The 19,385-nt window shown below is 74.2% G+C and carries 19 protein-coding genes and 1 pseudogene; 11 read left to right on the plus strand and 9 right to left on the minus strand.

Going from position 1 to position 19,385, the window contains the following annotated elements:
- Nucleotides 1-10: 10 nt before the first annotated feature.
- From AC07B0_RS18410 to AC07B0_RS18420, 3 genes are all read left to right on the plus strand, one after another.
- Complete coding sequence (locus AC07B0_RS18410) at nucleotides 11-592, plus strand: TetR/AcrR family transcriptional regulator (RefSeq protein WP_356880492.1); 582 nt, start codon at nucleotides 11-13, stop codon at nucleotides 590-592.
- Nucleotides 593-689: 97 nt separating this feature from the next.
- On the plus strand, nucleotides 690-1,625 hold the full coding sequence (locus AC07B0_RS18415) for an endonuclease/exonuclease/phosphatase family protein (RefSeq protein ID WP_478898591.1): 936 nt from the start codon (nucleotides 690-692) through the stop codon (nucleotides 1,623-1,625).
- Nucleotides 1,622-2,347 (plus strand): carbon-nitrogen hydrolase family protein, encoded by a 726-nt coding sequence (locus AC07B0_RS18420; RefSeq protein WP_478898592.1) that lies wholly within the window; start codon nucleotides 1,622-1,624, stop codon nucleotides 2,345-2,347. The genes AC07B0_RS18415 and AC07B0_RS18420 overlap by 4 nt, the downstream gene beginning before the upstream one ends.
- A 119-nt stretch (nucleotides 2,348-2,466) precedes the next feature.
- Here the strand turns inward: AC07B0_RS18420 and AC07B0_RS18425 are convergent, their stop codons facing one another.
- Nucleotides 2,467-2,766, minus strand: a complete 300-nt coding sequence (locus AC07B0_RS18425) for a winged helix-turn-helix transcriptional regulator (RefSeq protein ID WP_467290747.1) — start codon at nucleotides 2,764-2,766, stop codon at nucleotides 2,467-2,469.
- 148 nt (nucleotides 2,767-2,914) lie between these two features.
- Here AC07B0_RS18425 and AC07B0_RS18430 point away from each other — a divergent pair, with 148 nt between their 5' ends.
- Nucleotides 2,915-3,814, plus strand: coding sequence for an NAD(P)-dependent oxidoreductase (locus AC07B0_RS18430; protein ID WP_469380880.1), 900 nt, complete (start codon nucleotides 2,915-2,917; stop codon nucleotides 3,812-3,814).
- Nucleotides 3,815-3,823: 9 nt separating this feature from the next.
- Here AC07B0_RS18430 and AC07B0_RS18435 read toward each other — a convergent pair whose 3' ends face one another.
- The 3 genes from AC07B0_RS18435 to AC07B0_RS18445 form a co-directional block, all read right to left on the minus strand.
- A complete protein-coding gene (locus tag AC07B0_RS18435; RefSeq protein ID WP_478898593.1) occupies nucleotides 3,824-4,678 on the minus strand; it encodes an EI24 domain-containing protein in 855 nt (284 codons plus the stop codon).
- 68 nt (nucleotides 4,679-4,746) lie between these two features.
- Nucleotides 4,747-5,169 carry an organic hydroperoxide resistance protein gene (locus tag AC07B0_RS18440; RefSeq protein ID WP_356880504.1) on the minus strand — a complete coding sequence of 141 codons (423 nt, stop codon included), beginning with the start codon at nucleotides 5,167-5,169 and terminating at the stop codon, nucleotides 4,747-4,749.
- 65 nt (nucleotides 5,170-5,234) lie between these two features.
- Nucleotides 5,235-6,257 carry an NADP-dependent oxidoreductase gene (locus AC07B0_RS18445; protein ID WP_356880506.1) on the minus strand — a complete coding sequence of 341 codons (1,023 nt, stop codon included), beginning with the start codon at nucleotides 6,255-6,257 and terminating at the stop codon, nucleotides 5,235-5,237.
- 134 nt (nucleotides 6,258-6,391) lie between these two features.
- On the opposite strand from AC07B0_RS18445, the gene AC07B0_RS18450 reads away from it, so the two are divergent.
- Complete coding sequence (locus AC07B0_RS18450) at nucleotides 6,392-6,814, plus strand: MarR family winged helix-turn-helix transcriptional regulator (RefSeq protein ID WP_356880508.1); 423 nt, start codon at nucleotides 6,392-6,394, stop codon at nucleotides 6,812-6,814.
- A 72-nt stretch (nucleotides 6,815-6,886) separates the two neighbouring features.
- On the opposite strand, the gene AC07B0_RS18455 is transcribed toward AC07B0_RS18450, so the two are convergent.
- Nucleotides 6,887-7,633, minus strand: a complete 747-nt coding sequence (locus tag AC07B0_RS18455; protein WP_356880510.1) for an SCO2400 family protein — start codon at nucleotides 7,631-7,633, stop codon at nucleotides 6,887-6,889.
- Nucleotides 7,634-7,711: 78 nt separating this feature from the next.
- Between AC07B0_RS18455 and AC07B0_RS18460 the strand changes: the two genes are divergently transcribed.
- Complete coding sequence (locus tag AC07B0_RS18460; RefSeq protein ID WP_356880512.1) at nucleotides 7,712-8,311, plus strand: hypothetical protein; 600 nt, start codon at nucleotides 7,712-7,714, stop codon at nucleotides 8,309-8,311.
- A gap of 192 nt (nucleotides 8,312-8,503) precedes the next feature.
- On the opposite strand, the gene AC07B0_RS18465 is transcribed toward AC07B0_RS18460, so the two are convergent.
- A complete protein-coding gene (locus AC07B0_RS18465; RefSeq protein WP_478898594.1) occupies nucleotides 8,504-9,214 on the minus strand; it encodes an esterase/lipase family protein in 711 nt (236 codons plus the stop codon).
- Nucleotides 9,215-9,433: 219 nt separating this feature from the next.
- On the opposite strand from AC07B0_RS18465, the gene AC07B0_RS18470 reads away from it, so the two are divergent.
- The 3 genes and pseudogenes from AC07B0_RS18470 (at nucleotide 9,434) to AC07B0_RS18480 (ending at nucleotide 14,166) form a co-directional block, all read left to right on the plus strand.
- Complete coding sequence (locus AC07B0_RS18470; RefSeq protein WP_356874155.1) at nucleotides 9,434-10,471, plus strand: rod shape-determining protein; 1,038 nt, start codon at nucleotides 9,434-9,436, stop codon at nucleotides 10,469-10,471.
- Complete coding sequence (locus AC07B0_RS18475) at nucleotides 10,468-12,030, plus strand: sensor histidine kinase (protein ID WP_356874153.1); 1,563 nt, start codon at nucleotides 10,468-10,470, stop codon at nucleotides 12,028-12,030. The genes AC07B0_RS18470 and AC07B0_RS18475 overlap by 4 nt, the downstream gene beginning before the upstream one ends.
- 797 nt (nucleotides 12,031-12,827) lie before the next feature.
- Nucleotides 12,828-14,166, plus strand: a pseudogene (locus AC07B0_RS18480) (carboxyl transferase domain-containing protein).
- A 12-nt stretch (nucleotides 14,167-14,178) separates the two neighbouring features.
- On the opposite strand, the gene AC07B0_RS18485 reads toward AC07B0_RS18480, so the two are convergent.
- Nucleotides 14,179-15,243 (minus strand): esterase-like activity of phytase family protein, encoded by a 1,065-nt coding sequence (locus AC07B0_RS18485; RefSeq protein ID WP_478898595.1) that lies wholly within the window; start codon nucleotides 15,241-15,243, stop codon nucleotides 14,179-14,181.
- A 131-nt stretch (nucleotides 15,244-15,374) separates the two neighbouring features.
- Entirely contained in the window at nucleotides 15,375-16,190 is an 816-nt protein-coding gene (locus tag AC07B0_RS18490) for an AraC family transcriptional regulator (RefSeq protein WP_478898596.1), read from the minus strand.
- Nucleotides 16,191-16,239: 49 nt separating this feature from the next.
- On the opposite strand from AC07B0_RS18490, the gene AC07B0_RS18495 reads away from it, so the two are divergent.
- Entirely contained in the window at nucleotides 16,240-16,653 is a 414-nt protein-coding gene (locus tag AC07B0_RS18495) for a cupin domain-containing protein (RefSeq protein WP_478898597.1), read from the plus strand.
- Between the two features lie 44 nt (nucleotides 16,654-16,697).
- Here AC07B0_RS18495 and AC07B0_RS18500 read toward each other — a convergent pair whose 3' ends face one another.
- Nucleotides 16,698-17,951, minus strand: a complete 1,254-nt coding sequence (locus tag AC07B0_RS18500; protein ID WP_478898598.1) for an MFS transporter — start codon at nucleotides 17,949-17,951, stop codon at nucleotides 16,698-16,700.
- 214 nt (nucleotides 17,952-18,165) lie between these two features.
- Here AC07B0_RS18500 and AC07B0_RS18505 point away from each other — a divergent pair, with 214 nt between their 5' ends.
- Entirely contained in the window at nucleotides 18,166-19,344 is a 1,179-nt protein-coding gene (locus tag AC07B0_RS18505) for a carboxylate-amine ligase (RefSeq protein ID WP_356874141.1), read from the plus strand.
- Nucleotides 19,345-19,385: the final 41 nt, after the last annotated feature.

Consider the following 19,385-nt stretch of genomic DNA (forward strand, 5'->3'; position numbering starts at 1 on the left):
AGTGCCGGCGATGGCCAGGGCGAGGAGCGAGGAGCGGCGCGGCGAGATCGTCCGCGCGGCGGTCGAGGTGATCGCGGAGCGGGGCTACCGGGGGGCCGCCCTGGGTGCGGTCGCCGAGCGCGTGGGCCTGACCCAGCAGGGGTTGCTGCACTACTTCCCCACCAAGGAGTCCCTGCTGGTCGCGGTGCTGGAGGAACGCGACCGCTGGGACACCGGGGGCGGCTCGCGCGTCGCGGGCGGCGCCTGGCGCCTCGACCTGCTGGCCTCCCTGGTCGAGTACAACGCCATGCGGCCCGGCATCGTGCAGACCTTCTCGGCGCTGCTGGGCGAGAGCGTGACGGACGGTCACCCGGCGCGGGAGTTCTTCACGCAGCGCTACGCGCAGGTGCGCGGCGAGATGGCGGCGGTGCTGCGCGCCGAGTTCGGGGAGCGGCTGCCCTCGGGCCTGACGCCGGAACAGGCGGCCCCGCTGCTCACGGCGGTGATGGACGGCCTCCAGTACCAGTGGCTGCTCGCCCCCGAGTCGGTGGACATGCCGGCCGCGTTCCAGGCGTTCCTGACCCTGCTGCGGGGAACGGAACCCGCCAACTGACTTGGCAGGGCGGCCGGATACCTTGATCGGCGAGCGGTCCGACGGACACGCCGGCGGACAAGTCGGCGAGCGGACCCCTCGGGAACGGGGAACTTTCATGAACGTATCCGGAACGTCGAGGCGGAGCGCGGGCGTGCTGGCCGCCCTGCTGCTCGCCGCCGGGCTGGGGACGCCGTCGGCCACCGCCGCCGAGGCGCCCCTCCAGGTCATGTCCTGGAACATGTGCGGTTCGCAGCGCTCCACGTGGCACTGCGAGGGCACCGGCACCCCCCAGCAGAAGATCGACGTGGTGAAGGGCCAGGTCCGGGACCAGGGCGTGCGGGTCGTCCTGCTCCAGGAGGTGTGCGAGGACGACCTCACCTCCCTGATGTCCCAGCTGGGCCCGGAGTGGACGAAGAGCTTCGCCCCGTACCAGTGGTCCCAGGGCGCGTCCGGCAAGTGGAACAGCCGCTGCGGCGAGGACACCGGGCGGGCCGACCGCATCGGCACCGCGATCGTGCTGAAGGGGCAGATGGGGGACCCCCGCGAGTACCCGACGACGCAGCCGTACGTCGGCCAGCAGCGGCCCTTCCAGTGCGCGACGTCGGCGGAGTCGCAGGTCCGCCTGTGCAACGTCCACCTCTCGCCCCTGGGCAGCAACCCGGACCACCCCACCTGGGACTACCGGGACGACCAGCTCAAGGAGATCAAGGCGGTCGTCAAGACGTTCCCCAGGACGGTCTTCGGCGGGGACTTCAACGCGCTGTCCCCCGACTCCCCGAACGACAAGGACGCCTGGGTGTGGCCCGCCGGCCTCTACACCACCAACCCCGACTTCGACGGCGGCTACCGGGAGTGCGACCAGACGGGACACGCACGCACCGGGCGGGCCACGCACGGATCGGGCGCGAAGATCGACTACCTGTTCAGCAGTGAACTCCGACAGGGGTGCACGGTGACCGACACGCCCTTCTCCGACCACCACGTCCTGGTCGAGTCGCTGACCGTACGGCCCGTGCCGCAGGTGGTCAGGGCGGCGAAGGCCGCCGGGTGAGGATCGCCGCCGCGCAGCTGAGCTGCGTCCCCGCCGATGTCGGCGCCAACGCCGCCCGGGCGGCCGTCCTCGCCGGACGGGCCCGGGACGAGGGGGCGGCCCTCGTGGTGTTCCCCGAGTTCACGCTCACCGGCTACGAACTGGCGGCGCTCGCCGCCGACCCGGGGCTGTGGACCGCCGCCGACGACCCCCGCCTGGACCCGCTGCGCTCCGCGGGCGTCGCCACCGCGGTCGGGGTCGCGCTGCCCGCCGCCGACGGGGGCCGGCCCCTCATCGCGACGACGGTGTACGGCGCGGACGGCACGCACCTCACCACGTACGCCAAGCAGCACCTCTACCGGCAGGAGAACGAGACCTTCCGGCCCGGTACGGGCGACGGGCGCTTCGAACTGGGCGGGATCCGCTTCTCGCTGGGCGTCTGCTACGACAACCACTTCCCGGAACTGGCCGGCCGGGCCGCGGCGGACGGCTGCCGGGTGCACCTGGCGAGCTCCCTGTACGGAACGGGCGACGGGATCGCGGAGCGGGCGGCCGTGTACCCGGGGATCGCCCGTGACCACGGCCTGTACGTCGTCCTCGCCAACCACGTCGGCCCGGCGGGGCCGTGGACGGGCTGCGGCCGCTCGGCCGTGTGGGCCCCGGGCGGGGCGCTGCTGGCCGAGGCGGACGCGGAGCGGGAGGGCGTGGTGACGGCCGAGGTCCCCGACACGGCCGCCGGCTGACCCGCTCGCGCCGCACGGCGCGCCCGGCCGCCGCCCGGTGACGGGCGGCGGCCGGGCGGGCGCGGTCGCCGCGGCGGTCAGGCCGAAGCGGTCAGGCCGAGGGGGTCAGGCCGAGGCGGTCAGGCCGAGGCGGCGGCCGGCGCCGGCAGGAGGTGCTTGGTGCCCCAGGCGCCCAGTGCCTCCAGGGCCGTGTTCAGCTCCTGGCCGAGCGCGGTCAGCGAGTACTCCACCCGCGGCGGGACCTCGTCGTACACCTCGCGGTGGACGATCCCGTCCGTCTCCAGCTCGCGCAGCTGCGCGGCGAGGACCTTCTCCGACACCCCCGGGACCAGCCGGCGCAGCTCGCCGAATCGCCGCCCCGGATGCTGGTCCAGCTCCCACAGGAGCGAGACCTTCCATTTGCCGTCGATCACGGACATCGCCGCGGCGATCCCACAGTGATCCGCCCCGGGCCTTCGCGTCAGCGCCATCGCGCACCCCTCCCCAGCTGCTCGCTCACCTTGGGGTAACCACCCACTCCAAAGTGCGTACTTGAGCGGTTCACCGCCCGCGACCAGGCTAAACGCCATGACCGACACGCACACGACGAAGACCCCGCTCACCCTGCTCGGCCTCGGCGCCATGGGCACCGCCCTCGCCCGCACCTGGCTCGCCGCCGGGCACCCGCTCACCGTCTGGAACCGCACCGCCGCCAAGGCCGGGGCCCTGGCCCCCGCAGGCGCCCTCGTCGCCGCGGACCCCGCCGGAGCGGTCGCCGCGAACACCCTGATCGTGCTCTGCCTGCTGGACGACCAGACCGTCGACGCCACCCTCGACGGCATCGACCTGACCGGCAAGGACCTCGTCAACCTCACCACCGGCACGCCCGCCGAGGGCCGCGCGCGGGCCGCCTGGGCCGAGGCCCGCGGAGCCCGGTTCGTGGACGCCGGGATCATGGGCACGCCGTCGATGATCGGCGCCCCGGAGACCGGCGGCTACGTCTTCTACAGCGGCTCGCGCGCCCTGTTCGACACCCACCGGGCCACTCTGGAGGTCCCCGCCGGAGCCCGCTTCGTCGGCGAGGACCCGGGGCACGCGGCCCTGCACGACGTGGCGCTGCTGAGCGCGATGTACGGCCTGTTCGCGGGGATCTCGCACGCCTACGCCCTGATCGAGGGCGAGGACATCTCCCCCGCGAGCCTGTCCCCGCTGCTGTCCGAGTGGCTGGGCGCGATGGGGTTCTTCGTCGGGAACGCCGCCGAGCGGCTGACCTCCCGGGACTTCACCTCCGGGGTGGAGTCCAGCCTGGCGATGCAGGTCGCGGCGAGCGCGACCCTGCTGACGACCGCCGCCGGGCAGGGCGTCAGCGCCGAGCTGATCACGCCGTACCTGGACCTGATCCGCGAGCGCCTGGAGGCCGACCCGGCCGCCCACGCGGGCGAGGACACCACCGGGGCGATCACGCTGCTGCGGCGCGGGGCGGCGTAGCCCGCTCCCCTACGCGTACGAGGGCGGCGGCGGGCCGAAGCCGCCGGCCGGCGGCGCCTGGGCCTCGCCGGGTCCGGCCTCCTCGTCCGGCCGGCCGGCCGGCCGGCTCTCCGGCTCGGCGTCCTCGTCGGCGCCGACCAGTTCGCGGGCCATCAGGGTCGCCCCCGCGACGGCGCCCGGCATCAGGAACACGGCGACGAACGGGACGAGGAAGACCAGCACCAGCGGCACGCCGAAGCCGAGGGCCAGCGCGCGGCGCCCGCGCAGCAGGGTCAGCTGCTCGTCGAGGTCCACGCGGCGCCGCTGGAGGGCGACGGAGGTGAGCTCCTGGGTGAGGAAGAAGCCGGAGACGCAGAAGCCGATCGCCGGGACCACGGTCTGCCCGAGGACCGGGACGAAGCCGAGGGCGAACAGGACGATGCCGTAGAGCACCACCCGCAGGAGCAGCCGCAGGCTGTCCCGGGCGGAGATCCACAGGTCCTCCCACAGCGAGCGCCCCGACTCGGGGACCTCGCCGCCCTCGGTCCGGTCGACCTGCTCGGAGAGCGACTCGTAGAAGGGCTGGCCGACGAGCAGGGTCACCGCGGTGAAGGTGATCACCGACAGGAACAGGCCGAGGCCGAAGACCAGCGCGGTCAGGGTGCCGCGGAAGATGCCGAGCCAGGGTGAGGACCAGTCCGAGGCGAAGGGCGTCGCCCAGGCGGTGAAGTCGTCGGCGCCGTGGAACAGCCCGATCAGCGCGCCGACGTACAGCACCAGCGCGACGAGGCCCGGCAGCAGGCCGAATCCCAGCCAGCGGCCGTGCCCGAACACCCATCGCTGTCCGGCCAGCAAGTACCGGAAGCCCCCCGCAAGATCACGCATGGGGCCAGTTTACGGCGAAGGCCGCACCCCTCCGGGAGGGGTGCGGCCTTCACTGCGTGCAGCGGGGATCAGACGGCCAGCTCGACCGTGATGTTGCCGCGGGTGGCCTTGGAGTACGGGCAGATCTGGTGGGCCTTCTCGACCAGGTCCTTGGCGGTGGCGGCGTCCACGTTGGGGATCGTGGCGGAGATCTTGACGATGATGCCGAAGCCGTCGTCGTTCTTGCCGATGCCGACCTCGGCGGTCACGGTGGAGCCGGTGACGTCGAGGTTCTCGTTGCGGGCGGCGACGCTGAGGGCGCCCTGGAAGCAGGCGCTGTAGCCGGCGGCGAACAGCTGCTCCGGGTTGGTGCCCTCGCCGCTGCCACCGAGCTCCTTCGGCGGGTTCACGACGACGTCGAGCTTGCCGTCGTTGGTGGCGACGCGGCCGTCACGGCCGTTCTCGGCGGTGGCGACAGCGGTGTACGCGACGTCGGTCTGCGTGATGGACATGAAAGGAAATCCTCCAGATGAATCGCCGTGATGCGCGCCCACGATCACGACGGTGTGGAGTGAGCCTAACCGGTGAAGGAAACGATCATCTTTCCGGTGTTCTCGCCGCGGAGCATTCCGAGGAACGCCGAGGTCGCGTTCTCGACGCCCTCGACGACCGTCTCGTCGTAGCGGAGCTCGCCGGAGCGCAGCCAGCCGGCCACGTCCTGGACGAACTGCTGCTGGAGCCCGGCGTGGTCCCCGACGAGGATGCCCTGGAGCCGCAGGCGCTTGCCGATGACCATCATCAGGTTGCGCGGGCCCGGTGCGGCCTCGGTGTCGTTGTACCCGGCGATCGCACCGCAGAGGGTGGCGCGGCCGTGGACGTTCAGCGAGGAGATCGCGGCTTCCAGGTGGTCGCCGCCGACGTTGTCGAAGTAGACGTCGATGCCGTCGGGGGCGGCCGCGCGCAGCTGCTCGGCGACGGGGCCGTTCTTGTAGTTGAAGGCGGCGTCGAAGCCGTACTTCTCCGTGAGGAGCGTCACCTTCTCGTCCGAGCCGGCGGAGCCGATCACCCGGGAGGCGCCCTTGATCTTGGCGAACTGGCCGACGAGGCTGCCGACCGCACCGGCCGCGCCGGAGACGAACACGGCGTCGCCCTCCTTGAAGGAGGCGACCTCGAAGAGGCCCGCGTAGGCGGTCAGGCCCGGCATGCCGAGCACGCCGAGGTAGGCGGAGAGCGGGGCGAGGGAGGCGTCGACCTTGGTGGCGTACGTCGCGTCGAGGTCCGCGTACTCGCGCCAGCCCAGGTGGTGCAGGACGTGGTCGCCGACCTCGAAGCCCTCGGCGGCGGAGGCGACGACCTCGCCGACCGCACCGCCGAGCATCGGCTCGTCGAGCTGGAAGGGCGGGATGTAGGACTTGGCGTCGTTCATCCGGCCGCGCATGTACGGGTCGACGGACATGTGGAGGTTGCGGACCAGGATCCGGCCGGCGGCGGGCTCGGCGGACACCGGCACCTCGCGCAGGGCGAAGTCCTCGGCGACGGGCCAGCCCTGCGGGCGACGGACGAGGTGCCACTCGCGGCTGACGGCAGGGATCTGGGACATGCGGCGCTCCTGATGACCTGAAAGGGGAAAAAGACGGTGTCGCAACGGTTCCGCACCGGAAAAGTGCTTCACCACATGAAACAACCATGCAGCTGGATATTTCATGTTGTCAAGTAAATGGGTACGCTGGTTCCATGCCCAGCCGTCGCACAGACCCAGTGACCCTCGAGGTCGTCGAACTCATCGGCGACGTCGTGGCCCGCTACCACATGGAGTACGAGGACGCGGCCGCGCGCCACCAGCTCACCGGCGCCCAGGCCCGGGTACTGGCGCTGCTGTCCATGGAGCCGCTGCCGATGCGCCGGATCGCGAAGAAGCTGCGCTGCGAGCCGTCCAACGTGACCGGCATCATCGACCGGCTGGAGACCCGCGGCCTGGTCGAGCGCCGTCCGGATCCGGCCGACCGGCGGGTGAAGCTGGCCGCGCCCACGGAGGAGGGGCTCCAGACGGCGGAGCGGCTGCGCGAGTCCCTGGACTTCGCCCGCGAGCCGCTGGCGGGACTGTCGGCGGACGAGCGCACGGCGCTGCGGGACCTGCTCAGGCGGATGCTGGGCTGAGGCCCCGGCGGCTCACGGGCACCCGGCGGCCCGCCGTCGCCCGGCGGCGCACCGGCTCACCGGCTCACCGGCTCACCAGCAGAAGAGCCAGCAGTCGTCGTCCTCGGTGGGCGTCGGCTTGGGGGTCGGCTTGCCCGGCTTGGTCTTCGTGGGCGTCGGCTGCGGGGGCTTCGTCGTCGCGGAGGTGCTCGGCGCGGGCTGCCCCGGCTTCGGAGGCCGTACGGTCGCACCGCCCCCGGTGGCGCTCTGCGAGGACCCCGGCTTCGCCGAGGCGGAGGCCTCCGCCCCCGGCGCGGACGCGGACGCGCTCGGCGACCCCGAGGGCCCGGCCGACTTCGTGGCGCTCGCGGTGGCCTTCGCCGTCCCGGTACCCGCCCCGCCGGTCCCGGCCGACGGCGCCGCCCCGGTGGAGAGGTCCGGCGCGGGGACGGCCTGCTGCTGCTCGGTGTCGTCCTTCAGGACCACCTGCGCGGCCCGGTCGGCGCCCTCGTCGTCGGTCACGATCCGGGCGAACGCGATCGAACCCCCGGCCGCGAGCACCAGCCCGAGGCCCACGGACATCACCGTCCGGCGGGTCCGGCGCCGGCCTTCGGCGCGCCGGCGGGTACCGGCCCGGCCCTCGTGGGGGCCGGACAGCACCACGAGCGAATCGGCGTACACCTCCGACAGCGCGGCCGGTGCGACGGAGCCGGGCGGCACGGCAGGGGGCACTGCCCCCGCGGCGGGCGCGGCGGATATCAGGTGGGCGGCCGGAGTCCCGCAGCCGGCGCACGCGAGTGCGCCGTTGAGGTGCCGCTGGCAGGCGTGGCAGTAGTCCATGGCGCCCGCAGGCTACGTGGTCGGACGCAACATCCGCATCGCGGGTTCGTAAGGATCCTGTGTGGAATCTTTGCCTCCATGACCGCGAACCCGCATCCCGGTGCCCGGGGACCCTTCGGCCCCGCCGCGTTCCAGCTGGTCCTGCTGCGCAGGATGGCGGACTTCCAGCCGGACCTCGCCGAAGAGGCCCGGCTGCGGCTGGGCGCCACCCTCGCCGAGCAGCGCGAGGCCAACAAGCGCTGGCAGGCGATGGTGCGCTCGCCCCGGTCCCGCGGGGGCCTCGCCCGCTACCGGTCCGTGCTCGGGCCGCCGGAATCCGTGGCGCCGCGCACCATCGGCGACCTGGAGTGCGAGGCCCTGCTGTGGCCGGTCCCGCTGTGGCCGGGGCTGCGCTTCGAGGTGCTGGCCGCGCCGGACGGAGCGGTGTGGAACGAGTGGCTGGTCCGGGCCCCGGGCGCGCCGGGGCCCGTCCTGGAGACCGCCGCCGACCTGCGGCCCTGGTCGGCGACGGTCGACGAGGTCGCGCGGGCCTTCGCCCCGGTGCGGCCGATGGAGGGCACCGCCCCGACCCGGTGGCGCCTGGCGTTCACGGCGTCGGGCCGGCCCCGCGTGGCGGAGTTCACGTACGGACTGCTCCAGCGGGTCTCCGACGCCGCGGAGCCCGGGGCTCCGTCCTAGTCCCCCGGGTCGGGCGGCCTAGGGCCTGTCGTCAAACTCCCGTCGTCGCCCGGAGGGCGGCCCTGCGGCGTCTGGTGCGTGCTCTCGGCGCGCCGGGCGGAAGCCCGCGTACTGGACGTACTTGGCTTTCGCCCGGTGCGGCGAGAGCGCGTGCCAGGCGTCGCGGGGCAGACGGGAGTTTGACGACAGGCCCTAGGAGGCGAGGAAGGCGCGGACGCCGGCCGAGGTGGCGTCGTCGCCGAGCAGGTCGTTGTGGGCCAGGCAGCCGACCGGCGCGTTGGCCGCCCCGGCGAGCGGGACGCTGTTGTCCGGGTTGACCACCTCGTCGCACTCCGACCAGAAGGTCGCGTACCGCACCTCCCCCGGCGTCTCGTCCCCGGACGCCAGGTTCTTCACGACGTAGGACCCGGGGGTCATGTCCCGGCACGCCTGGTCCCACAGGGCGCAGGCCCAGGCGGTGGAGGTGCCGTGGTTGGGGCCGGCCAGGGAGACCCAGCGGCCGACGGTCGCGGTGCCGCCGCCGTGTTTGACGTACCAGCGGCTGACGAGGGATCCGAACGAGTGACCGACGATGTCGACCCGGGCGGCGCCGGTCTGACGGCGGACCTGGTCGACGTACGCGGCGAGCCGCCCGGAGAGGACCTCGTTGACGGACTGGTGGGTGTCGTAACCCCACGAGAAGAGCTCCGAGTCGGCGTACCCGTCGGCCCTCAGGTCCTCGCGCAGGGACCCCCAGACGCCCGGGTCGGCGTTGTAACCGTGGACGAAGACCACCGGATTGCGGACGGCGGCCCGCTCGGCGGAGCCGGCCGGGGTCCCGGCGGCCGCGTGGGCCGGCAGGGGCGCGAGCAGGGCGGCGGAGAGCGTCAGGAACGCCAGGATCTTCTGGCGGGGCGTCAGCATCGGTTCCCCTTTACCTTGTTACGCGCCAGTAGCGCGGACGTGCGCGCATCGTGCTGCCTGTCGGTACAGAAATCCACCCCCGTGCAGCACCTCCGGACCCGTCCGGCACACCCCGCCCGGAGCATCTCAACGGGCGCCATACCCCATTTACCCGAGAAGATATGAATTGCGATCGGCGCCCGCCGGTCTCTTGCGTCAGTGCTCTCGGGAGGATCTGCCGTGACCGTCAGTCTTGAGCAGTTGCGCCGCTGCCACGTCGCCGTCGACCTGGGAGCCGCCAGGACCCGTGTGTACGTGAAGGGCGCCGGACTGGTCGTCGACGAGCCCAGCGTCGCCGCCGTGAACACGCGGACCGGTGCGCTCATCGCCGTCGGCACCTTCGCCGAACGGATGACCGGCCGTACGCCCGACTACATCCGGGTCGTGCGCCCCGTCTCCGGCGGCACCGTCGTCGACATCGAAATGGCGCAGCGGATGCTGCGTCACCTGCTCGGCGAGAAGCTGCGCCGGGCCCTGCGCCGCAAGCCCCGGCTGCGGGCCGCCGCCTGCACCCCCCACGACGCCGACCCGCTGGCCCAGCGGGCCACCGTCGAAACCCTCGTCGGGCTCGGCGCCCGCCGCGTCGAACTCGTCGACACCCTGATCGCGGCGGCCGTCGGCTGCGGCCTGCCCGTGGAGCAGCCGACCGCGACGATGATCATGGTGTGCGGGGCAGCGGCCACCCAGGTGGCGGTGCTCTCCCTCGGCTCGATCGTCACCGCCCAGCGGATCCCCGTCGGCGGCGAGGCCATCGACCACGCGGTGGTCCAGCACCTGCGCCACGCCCACGAACTGATGCTGCCGAGCCAGGCCGTCCGGCCGCTCCAACTGGCCCTGCACGGCAACGGCCTCACCGCCGAGGGCCCGGCCTCCACCCTGATCCACGGCCGCGACGTGGCCACCGGACTCGCCCGCTCCGTCCACGTGGACACCGCGGCCGTACGGGACGCCATCCACACCCCGCTGACCGCCGTGCTCGACGGCATCGGCAAGGTGCTGCGCGACTGCCCTCCGGACCTGGTCGCGGACCTGACGGACCGGGGGATCATGATGGTGGGCGGCAGCGCCCTGCTGCCGGGCCTGGACCAGATGCTCCGGGACCAGACCGGAATGCCCGTGGCCATCGCGGAACGCCCGGACGTGTGCGCCGTGCTCGGTCTCGGCGCGATGCTGGAAGGAAAGATCGCACCCATGGTTCTCAACCCGCTGGCCGGATGACGCCGGAGACGGCCCCCGACGCCGAGCCGGCCAGTCTCCCGGTCCTGCTGGAAGCGGTCCTCAGCGTCGGATCGGAACTGGAGCTGCACACCACCCTCCAGCACATCGTGGAATCCGCCGCCGAACTGTGCGCGGCGCGGTACGGGGCGCTCGGGGTCGTCGACCCCGAGCGCGCCCGGCTGACCAGGCTGTTCACCGCCGGGCTGACCGAGGCCGAACGGGCCGCGATCCCCCGGCTGCCCGACGGGCGCTCCGGCGTGCTCGGCGCGCTGATCACCGACCCGCGGCCGCTGCTGCTGGACGACCTGACGCGGGACCCCCGCTCGGCGGGACTCCCGCCGGGCCATCCGCCAATGCGGAGCTTCCTCGGCGTACCCATCCGGGTCCACACCGAGGTCTTCGGGAACCTCTACCTCACCGAGAAGCGCGGGGGCGGCCCCTTCACCGAGGAGGACCTCGCCCTGCTGCGCGTCCTGGCCTCGCAGGCGGGGATAGCGATCGGCAACGCCCGGCTGTACGAGACGGCGCGCCGCCGGGAACGCTGGATCGAGGGCGCGGCCGCGGTGACGACCACCCTCCTGGCGGGACGGCCGGCCGCGGACGCCCTGATGTGCGTGGCGGAGCGCGCCCGGCTGCTGGCGGACGCGGCGGCGGGGGTCGTGCTCCAGCCGACCCCGGAGGGCGGCATGGAGATCGTCGCCGCCTCCACGCACGGCGACCCCGGGGACCTCATCGGTACCGCGATCGCGCCGGGCTCGGCCGTACTGGAACAACTGCTGGGCGGCGAACCGGTGTTCATCGAGGACTCGGCGACGGACCCGCGGATGACCACCCCTGTGCGGGAACGTTTCGGCCCGAGCATGATGCTGCCGCTCCAGAGCGGCGGGCAGCTGATCGGCACGCTGGCCCTGCCGAGGGCCCGGGGCGGGCCCGCGTACGACGCCGTGGACCGGCTGCTGGCCTCGCAGTTCGCCTCGCAGGCCGCGCTGGCGCTCGTCCTCGCGGACGCGCAGCACGACCGCGAGCAGCTGGCCGTCTACGAGGACCGCGACCGGATCGCCCGCGACCTGCACGACCTGGTGGTCCAGCGGCTGTTCGCGACGGAGATGATGCTGGAGAGCACCCGGCGGCGCTCGTCGAACGCGCCGGCCGGGGACACGGTCGGCGAGGAACTGAGCCGGGCCGTCGACGAACTGGACTCCACCATCCAGGAGGTCCGGACGGCCATCTTCGCCCTCCAGCAGCCGCCGACCGACGCCCCCACGACGTTCCGGGGACGGGTCCTGCGCGAAACGGGCGGGGCGGCGGTGCTCCTCGGCTTCCAGCCGTCGGTGCACTTCGCCGGCGCGGTGGACGCGCTGCTCACCGAGCCGGTGGCGGGCGGCCTCCTCTCCGCCCTGCGCGGTGCGCTGGCCGCGGCCCACCGGCGCAGCGGGGTGACCTCGATCGAGGTCACGATCGACGCCACCCCGACCCGGGTCCGCCTCTCCGTCACCGACGACGGCCATACGAAAACGAACACGCGGACCACGACGGTGAGATGGGAGTCCCCCCTCTAGCCCAGCCCGGACGGGGCCCGAGATGCCCCCGCCTCCACCAGGGGTGGCAGCTTCGCCCCGGGGGTTGGGTGGCTGCGCTGGGCGGCACCCGAAAGCGGCGGCAGCTTCGGCCCGGGGCGGGGTGGGTGCGCTGAGCGGGACCCGAAAGCGGCGGCAGCTTCGGCCCGGGGCGGGGTGGCTGCGGTGGGTCGGGGCCGGGGCCGGGGTGGGGTGTCGTCCGGGGCGGGCATGATTTATGGCGCCCGGTCCGAGTCGCCTTGCCGGTCGGCACAGGGCGCCAACAAATCACGTTTGAGCCCCGGCCGACACCCCACCCCGACCCCGACCCCGACCGCGCAGTTCCCGCCCCGCCGACCCCCTTGGGCCCCTCCAGCCCCACCGGACCCATCGAGCCCGCCGAGCCCGTCGGGCCACTCCAGCCCCGCCGGCGCCTAAGCCACCCCAGCCCCTCCGACCCGTGACCCACTCCAGCCCCGCCGGCGTTTGAGGCGCGGGATCTGGGGCGGAGCCCCAGGAATCCCCGCACCGCTGGACCCCGCCAGCCCCGTCCAGCCACTCCAGCCCCGCCGGACCCGCCGAGCCACCCCATCCCCGCCGGCGTTTGAGGCGCGGGGGCTGGGGTGGGGCCCCGGGAGGCTCCGCACCGCTGGTCCCGCCGGGCCCGTTGGGGTGCTTCAGCCTCGGCGGCGTTTGAGGCGGGAACGGGGGAAGGGTGGGGAGGGGAGGGCCCCGCGCAGCGGCGACCCCCGTACCCCGCCGGGCACGGCAGAGGCGGCCGCACGACCTAGGGTGGTGGCGTGACGACCCGCCTCTCGGCCCGCGCCGCCATCGCCGCCCTCGCAGACCCCGGCAGCTTCGCCGAACTCCCTGCCCCGCAGCGGGAGTCCCCGGACGACGGCCCCCTCGGCTGGACCGGCTACGACGCCTCCAGGGCCCGCGCCACGGCCCGTACCGGCGAGCGGGAGTCCGTCGTGACCGGCACCGCCCGCATCGGCGGCCGCGAAGCCACCCTGATCTCCTTCGAGTTCGGCTTCCTCGGCGGTTCCCTCGGGCAGCGCACCGGAGACCGGCTCGAAGCCGCGTACGGCCACGCTCGGGAGCACGGCCTGCCCCTGGTGTCCCTCATCGCCACGGGCGGGTCCCGCATGCAGGAGGGGATGCTCGCGCTGGCCCAGCTCCAGCGGGTGGCCGCGCAGTGCGTACGGACCCGGGCCGCGGGCCTGCCGCAGATCGCCGTGCTGCGCGATCCGACGACCGGCGGCGGGTGGGCCACCCTCGGCGCGGGCGCGGACGTCGTGCTCGCCCTCCCGGGGGCGCAGGTCGGCTTCGCGGGGTCCCGGGTGCGGCCCGCCGACGCCGATCCGGCGGCCTACACCGCCGAGGGGCAGTACGCCGCCGGGCACGTCGACGCCGTGGTGCCCCCCGAGGAACTGCCGGCCGTGCTCGCGGACTGGCTGCGCCTGCTGGCCGCGCCCCGCACGGCCGGCGCCGTGGCGCCCCCGGCCGCGCTGGCCGACGTGGCGCCGCCGGCGACCGGCTGGGACGCCGTCCTCCAGGCCCGGCATCCGGCCCGCCCGCGCGCCGAGGCGTACCTGGAGGCGTACTTCGAGCTGCGGCTGCCGCTCTCCGGGGACCGGGCGGGCGGCGTCGACCCCGGGTGTGCTGTGCGGGTTCGGGCTGCGGGAGGGCCGGGCCGTCGCGTACGCGGCCCAGTGCGGCACCGCCACCCGCCCGGCGGGCTACCGTACGGCCGCCCGCGTCGTGCGTCTCGCGGACCGGCTCGGGATCCCGGTGCTGACCCTGGTGGACACCCCGGGCGCGGCCAACGACGCCGAGGCCGAGCACGCGGGCGCCGGCGCGGCGATCGCCGACACCTTCGCGGCGCTCGCCTCGGCGACGGTCCCGGTGACGACCCTCCTGATCGGCGAAGGGGGTTCGGGGGGCGCCCTCGCGCTGGCCGCCCCCGGGAACACCTGGGTCACCCCGGACAGCTACTTCTCGGTGATCGCCCCGGAGCTGGCGGCGGCCATCCTCAAGCGCCCCGCCGACCGGGCCCCGGAGACGGCGGAGCAGCTGCGCATCCGGCCGCAGGACCTGGTGGCGCTGGGCGTGGCCCGCGGGGTCGTCGGGCGGTAGCCCTGGCAGGACTCAGTACCGCCGCGCGGGGAGGCGGACGTCGGCCGTGTAGAGGCGGGTGATCTGCTGCGGGAACTCGTTGTCGTCGCTGGCCAGCAGCAGCCGGGTCCGTCCGCGTGCGTCGTCGTCCAGGACGGTCATGGCTTCGACGTTGTCGACCAGCGGGTGGTTCTGCGGCAGCTTCGACGGCGCGCCGAGCGTCGGGCAGTCGTTCAGGTCGCCGATCGGCGTCTTGCGGGCGGGCCGGAGCCCGCGCCCCTCGGTCAGCGTCTCGACCTTCGAGGTGTCGGTGGCCCCGAGCGGGTCGGCGACGTACAGCCGTACGGTGATGGCGAACTCCCGGGTGAAGCCGCGTTCCAGCACGATGAGGCGTCCGTCGCGGGTCGGCGCGAGTTCGACCAGCCCGTGCCCGGCGTCGACGGGGTAGGCGTACTGGCGGCCGAGGGCGAACTGCCCGTCCCGGCCGCGTTCCCAGGTCTGGATGCGCTGGAGGGTGCGGCCCTGGGCGTCCTTGCCGTCCCCGGCCAGGGGGCCCTCCACTCCGGCGACCAGGGTCCGTCCGTCCGGGAGCAGGGTGAGCGATTCGAAGGTCTGGTTCGCCGTGGCCCGGCCCTCGGGGGCGAGCCGGAACGCCGGCGGGACGGGCAGGGTCGCGAGGACCTCACCGGTGCGGCCGTGGCGGCGGACGGCGGGCGCGTTCTCGTCGGTGACGAGGTAGGTCCCGTCCCGGTCGACGACCACTCCCTCGGAGTCGAGGGGCTTCCCCCCGCCGTCCGTGAGCGGCAGCCGCGCGGTGGCCGTGGCCGTCGGGGTGTCCCCGCGGGCCACCTTCAGGCGGTAGAGCGCCGACTTGTCGGAGACCGCGGCCACCGAGCCGTCCCGGTCGAGGGCGAGGCCGGAGATGCCGCCCACCAGGCGCCCGTCGAGGAGGCTCTTGTCGAGCGAGTCGGAGAAACCGCGGACGGTCAGGTGAGGTGAGCAGGCCCGGTTCTGGGGGGCCGCGACGACCGGCGGGGCGAGCGCTCCGGCGAGTGCGGCGGTGGCCGCCGCGGTGGTGACGAGCGTACGAAGGCGCATGAAGGCCTTCCTCCTGGATCGGCTGGGCCGCCCGCGTCGGCGCGGGCGAAGACTGCCGAACTGTCATATGTCGATCAGAAATAAAAGGGAAGGGGTGGCAACGACACCGCAACGAATCCGCCAACTCCCCTTCACACACGGCCGGACCGGGCGAATCCGGCCGGTCCGATCCCGACGTGCCGGCCGAAGTGCCGGGTGAGGTGCGCCTGGTCGTAGAAGCCGGCCGCCGTCGCCGCCTCCGCCGCCGGCACGCCCGCCAGCAGCAGCTCCCGCGCCCGCGCCACCCGCCGCCCGGTCAGGTACGCGTGCGGCGGCAGCCCGTAGGCCCGCCGGAAGGCCCGGACCAGGTGCGTGGGGTGTACGCCGCCCAGCGCGGCCGACGCCGCGGCCAGGGTGATCCCCTCGACGACCCGCGCGTCCAGCAGCTCCCGCAGCCGTACGGCGGTCCCCGCGCCCGGGGTCGCGGACGGCGCGGGCCGCCGCCGCCCGGCGAGCCACCACCGCAGCCGCTCCCCCACGAACGCCAGCCGCGCCTCGGCCTCCAGCGGTTCCCGCCCGGCCAGGGCCCGGTGCAGCCCGTCCAGCCGGTCCCGCAGCGCCGGGTCGCGCAGCAGCGGCGCGTCCACGGCGGCTCCGGTCAGCCGCTCCGGCAGCACGGAGGTGTCGACGTACAGGACCCGCTTGCGGAAGCCCGTCTCGGTGACGGTCCGCCCGTCGTGGACCACGCCGGGCGGCAGGAGGATCACCGGGCCGGAGGCGCCGGCACCGTACCGCTCCCGGTCGAGGGCGAAGTCGACCCGCCCGCCGTCCAGGAGCATCAGGGTCCAGGTGTCGTGCACGTGGGCCGGGTAGGCGTGGGCGGTGAAGCGGGCGTGGAAGACCTCGGCGATGCCCTCGACGGGCGGCCGCCAGGCGGAGACGGTGCTGCGCGGGGGTGTGGCGGCCATGTCAGGAACGTACAAGACCGCCCGCGCCCGCCCCCGGCAGCCTGTCCGCATGACGACGACGCAGAAGGACACCGCACAGGACGGCGCGCGGAACGGCGCGCAGGCCCCCACGAAGGTCAACATCGCCGAGAAGCTGGCCGGTTTCACCGAGCGGTGGGCCCCGCGCCGGATCGCCCGCGTCAACGACTACGAGGTCAAGGCGGTCCGGATCCAGGGGGAGTTCGTCTGGCACAGCCACGAGGACACCGACGAGATGTTCCTCGTGGTGAGGGGCTCCCTCACGATCCGGCTGCGGGACGGCGAGGTCGTCCTGCACCCCGGCGAGCTCTACGTGGTCCCGCGCGGCGTCGAGCACCTCCCGGTGGCGGCCGAGGAGGCGGAGGTACTGCTCTTCGAGCCGGCGGGAACCCCGAACACCGGCGACCGCGGCGGGGACCGGACCCGCGAACCGGTGGACGCGTAGGCCGTCTCCCCCGGCGCGACCCGGGCGGCGCCCCGCGCCGGGGCTCAGGCCTGCGGCGAGCGGGCGTCGTAACGGGCGAAGGCCCGCCACCGGGCGGCGAGCAGGCCCACCACCAGGACGCAGCCGAGCCCGCCGCCGGTGATGGCGACGGCGGGGGAGGTGAGTTCGGCGGCGGTCCCGGCGAGGAAGTCCCCGAGCCGGGGCCCGCCCGCGACCACCACGATGAAGACGCCCTGGAGCCGGCCGCGCATGCCGTCCGGGGTGGCGGCCTGGAGCATGGTGGTGCGGAACACCATCGAGACGGTGTCGGCGCAGCCGGCCAGGGCCAGGAAGAACAGCCCGAGCCAGAGGTTCCGGGTCAGCCCGAAGACGGCGACGGCCAGCCCCCACGCGGCGACGGAGATCAGGATGGCCAGCCCGTGGCGCCGGATCCGCCCCTGCCAGCCGGAGAACAGCCCGCCCAGCAGGGCCCCCACGGCGGGCGCGGCGGCCAGCAGGCCGACCGTCTTGGCGTCACCGCCGTACCAGAGCACGGCGATGGCCGGGAACAGCGCCCGCGGATGGGCCAGCACCATCGCGGCGAGATCGGAGAAGAAGGTCATCCGGATGTTGGGCCGGGTCCCGAGGAAGCGCAGCCCGTCCATGACCGAGGCCCGGCCCTGCTTGCCCTCGGGCAGCATCGACGGCAGCCGCCATATGGCGTAGAGGGCGGCGACGAAGGTGACCGCGTCGATCAGGTACGCCGCCTGGTACCCCCACCAGCCGACGATCAGGCCGCCCAGCACGGGCCCGGCCATCATCCCGGAGGTCATGGTGACGGAGTTCAGCGCGTTGGCGGCGGGCAGCTGCTCCGGCGGCAGCAGCCTGGGGATCATGGCCGATCTGGCCGGTCCGTTCAGCGCCCCGCAGACCGCCTGGAGCGCGACGACCGTGTAGAGCAGCCACACCCGGTGGTAGTCGAGCAGCGCGGCGCCGGCCAGGGTCACGGACAGGACGGTGAGGCCGAGGGAGCTGTAGAGGCCGAGCTTGCGCCGGTCCACGGTGTCGGCGATGGCGCCGCCGTAGAGGCCGAAGGCGACGAGCGGCACCAGCGAGAAGAGCCCGACCAGCCCGACCGAGAAGCTGGATCCGGTGATGTCGTAGACCTGGAGGGAGATGGCGAGGGCGGTCATCGCCTGGCCCAGCCAGGAGATGGTGCCCCCGACCCACAGCCGCCGGTAGTGGGCGGAGGTACGCAAAGGGGTCAGGTCGGCGAATATCCGTCGACGCGGCTGCGGAGGAGAGGCGGTACCGGTCACAGCGGATGATAACCACCGGCTCGCGGCCGGCCCGGGGCCGCGGACCGCTGTTCACACACCCGCAACGCCCTCCCCACGCGGATCCGCCGCCCCAGGCCGGGGCTCCGGCTGCCGCTAACCCGCCACTATCACCGCACTTTTGACCGAATCGCCGTACCCTCCTCGCCTCCCGCTCGGCTCATGATGAAAAGACTCGTATGTCCAGGGAGGCGTAGTGATCGAACCTGGCAACAGCACCACGAGCACCAGTCACACCAGCCCCACGGGCCACGGCCTGCGCACCGCGAGCGGCCGCACCTCCCCCCTCACGGTCGGGGTCGAGGAGGAGTTCCTCCTCGTCGACGCCCGCACCCTGCGGGTGGTCCCGGCCGCTCCGCTCGTCCTCGCCACCGCCGCCGGACTCCCCCAGGAGATCCACCCCGAGGGGACCCGGTACCAGGTGGAGATCTCCACCCCGGTCGCCGATTCCGCGGTCACCCTGCGCGAGGAGCTCGCCGCCCTGCGGCGCAGCCTCGCCCGGGCCGCCCGCGCGCACGGCTGCCGGCTGCTCGCCGCGCCCTCGCCCGTCGTGGCCCTGTCCGGGCCGCTGCACCTGACCGACGACGAGCCGCGCCAGCGCGAGCAGCACCGGCGCTTCGGCGCCCTGACCGACACCCTGGTCAGCTGCGGCCGCCACATCCACATCGGCACCCTCGACGTGGACACGGCCGTGGCGGTCTCGAACCGGGTCAGACCGTGGCTGCCCACGCTGATCGCGCTGGCGGCCAACTCCCCCTTCTGGGGCGGCCGGGACACCGGTCACTCCAGCTGGCGGGCGATGGCCTGGTCGGGCTGGCCCTCCGCCGGGCTGCCCCCGCACTTCACGTCCACGGCCCACTTCCGGCGCTCGGTGCAGACCCTGCTCGGCTCCGGGGCCGCCCTGGACACCAAGATGGTCTACTGGGACCTCCGCCCGTCCGGGAACTGGCCCACCCTCGAAATCCGGGCGCCCGACATGTCCCCGGACATCGACACGGCCGTCCTCCAGGCCGAGCTGGCCCGTGCCCTGGTGGCCACGGCCCTGCGCGACATCGCGGAGCAGCGCCCGGATCCGCCCCTGCGGGACGACGTACTGCGCCTCGCGCGCTGGCGGGCCGCGCACGACGGCCTGGAGGGCTTCGGCCTGGACCCGTACACGGGCGCCGAATTACCGGCGGCCGACCTCGCGGAGGCCCTGCTCGACCTGGTCGCCCCGGCGCTGGCCGCCGCCGGTGACCTCGACCACGCCGCGAAGACCCTGGGCGGTCTGCTGCGCGACGGCTCGGGCGCCGCCCGGCAGCGCGCGGCCTTCGCCCGCCGCGAGGACCTGGACGACGTACTGCGCCACCTGGTGGAGGAGACCGAGAACTTCTAGCCCCGCCGCCGGGGCCGCGACCGCGGACGCACCCGCGGCCG

The organism is Streptomyces sp. NPDC044704, from assembly GCF_056433525.1.

Excerpts from the sequence above, each read along its gene's own strand:
- AC07B0_RS18415 (WP_478898591.1), top strand. The coding sequence starts at position 690 with ATGAACGTATCCGGAACGTCGAGGCGGAGCGCGGGCGTGCTGGCCGCC.
- AC07B0_RS18435 (WP_478898593.1), bottom strand. The coding sequence starts at position 4,678 with ATGCGTGATCTTGCGGGGGGCTTCCGGTACTTGCTGGCCGGACAGCGA.
- AC07B0_RS18490 (WP_478898596.1), bottom strand. The coding sequence starts at position 16,190 with ATGGCCGCCACACCCCCGCGCAGCACCGTCTCCGCCTGGCGGCCGCCC.
- AC07B0_RS18440 (WP_356880504.1), bottom strand. The coding sequence starts at position 5,169 with ATGTCCATCACGCAGACCGACGTCGCGTACACCGCTGTCGCCACCGCC.
- AC07B0_RS18455 (WP_356880510.1), bottom strand. The coding sequence starts at position 7,633 with ATGGACTACTGCCACGCCTGCCAGCGGCACCTCAACGGCGCACTCGCG.
- AC07B0_RS18495 (WP_478898597.1), top strand. The coding sequence starts at position 16,240 with ATGACGACGACGCAGAAGGACACCGCACAGGACGGCGCGCGGAACGGC.
- AC07B0_RS18430 (WP_469380880.1), top strand. The coding sequence starts at position 2,915 with ATGACCGACACGCACACGACGAAGACCCCGCTCACCCTGCTCGGCCTC.
- AC07B0_RS18450 (WP_356880508.1), top strand. The coding sequence starts at position 6,392 with ATGCCCAGCCGTCGCACAGACCCAGTGACCCTCGAGGTCGTCGAACTC.
- AC07B0_RS18485 (WP_478898595.1), bottom strand. The coding sequence starts at position 15,243 with ATGCGCCTTCGTACGCTCGTCACCACCGCGGCGGCCACCGCCGCACTC.
- AC07B0_RS18410 (WP_356880492.1), top strand. The coding sequence starts at position 11 with ATGGCCAGGGCGAGGAGCGAGGAGCGGCGCGGCGAGATCGTCCGCGCG.
- AC07B0_RS18465 (WP_478898594.1), bottom strand. The coding sequence starts at position 9,214 with ATGCTGACGCCCCGCCAGAAGATCCTGGCGTTCCTGACGCTCTCCGCC.
- AC07B0_RS18445 (WP_356880506.1), bottom strand. The coding sequence starts at position 6,257 with ATGTCCCAGATCCCTGCCGTCAGCCGCGAGTGGCACCTCGTCCGTCGC.
- AC07B0_RS18475 (WP_356874153.1), top strand. The coding sequence starts at position 10,468 with ATGACGCCGGAGACGGCCCCCGACGCCGAGCCGGCCAGTCTCCCGGTC.
- AC07B0_RS18460 (WP_356880512.1), top strand. The coding sequence starts at position 7,712 with ATGACCGCGAACCCGCATCCCGGTGCCCGGGGACCCTTCGGCCCCGCC.
- AC07B0_RS18425 (WP_467290747.1), bottom strand. The coding sequence starts at position 2,766 with ATGTCCGTGATCGACGGCAAATGGAAGGTCTCGCTCCTGTGGGAGCTG.